This window comes from Corynebacterium sp. HMSC05D08 (assembly GCF_001807215.1).
In the GTDB taxonomy this organism is placed as follows: domain Bacteria; phylum Actinomycetota; class Actinomycetes; order Mycobacteriales; family Mycobacteriaceae; genus Corynebacterium; species Corynebacterium striatum.
In genome coordinates, this window is the sequence record NZ_KV788352.1 from 1 (window position 1) to 1,051 (window position 1,051).

2 pseudogenes are annotated in these 1,051 nt (G+C 55.8%); both read left to right on the forward strand.

Going from position 1 to position 1,051, the window contains the following annotated elements:
- Nucleotides 1–225 (forward strand): annotated as a pseudogene (locus HMPREF3148_RS14070) (IS21 family transposase); the annotation flags it as partial.
- Between the two features lie 84 nt (nt 226–309).
- Nucleotides 310–1,051, forward strand: a pseudogene (locus HMPREF3148_RS13335) (IS21 family transposase); the annotation flags it as partial.

Here is a 1,051-nt window from a genome sequence, read left to right on the forward strand (position 1 = left end):
GGGCCGGGGCAGCGGCACTACAGCTACGACAGGTTCCGCCAACTTGTCGCAGCACATGTCGACGCGACCGGGCTTTCAGCACGCATCACACACGCACCAGGACACACCATGCAAGTCGACTGGGCAGGCACCAAGATGCGACTGTTTGACCCAACCGGGAAACCGGGTGCAAAAGTCAGTATCTTTGTCGCCTCTCTTCCATATTCAGGGATGCTGTTTGCCTGAGCGTGTGCTGACCAACGCCAACAGGCCTGGCTTGATGCTCACCGGTGTGCATTCGAATACTTCGGTGGTGTCTGCCAGGTCGTCGTGCCTGATAACGCGTCGACTGCGTCGAACGCAATCAGTACGTCAGATAGAAACCGGAAGGTCAATGACACCTACGAACAGTTCTTGGAGCACTACAACACTGCAGCTCTTCCTGCCCGCCCGCGTCGACCGAAAGATAAAGCGAATGTGGAAGCCGCAGTCAAAATCGTCACACACAAGATCATCCATGCACTCGATGGTCACCAGTGCGTTGATCTTGACGAGCTCAATGGCAAGATTGTCAGCCTTGTCGATGCAATTAACGATGTCACGCCGTTTCGGAGTCAGCAATCAAGCCGCCGGGACCTGTTTGAAACCTATGAGCAGCATCTTCTTGCCGATCTGCCGCAAACACCATGGCAGCACACCGAATGGAAACGCGCGAAAGTCGCACCAGATTTCCACATCATTGTTGCCACGGTGCGCTACTCGGTACCGCATCAACTCGTTGGGCGCACCGTCGATGTGCGTATCACCGGCCAGGTACTGACAGTCTTTGATGCAGGTCAAACCGTTGCAACCCACCGGGTTTCACATACACGCGGGGCCTATGTCACTGACTGCGACCACATTCCCTCAGGCATGGATACCACACGCGGGTTGTGGACGAGTGAGTACTTCTACCGCGAAGCCAGCAAAGTTGGGCCGGCAACACGCAAAGTCATCGAAGAGCTCATCGCAGCAAAAGCAATCCCGGCCCAGGCTTACCAGTCGTGTCGGAACGTGTTGTCGATGGGGAAAC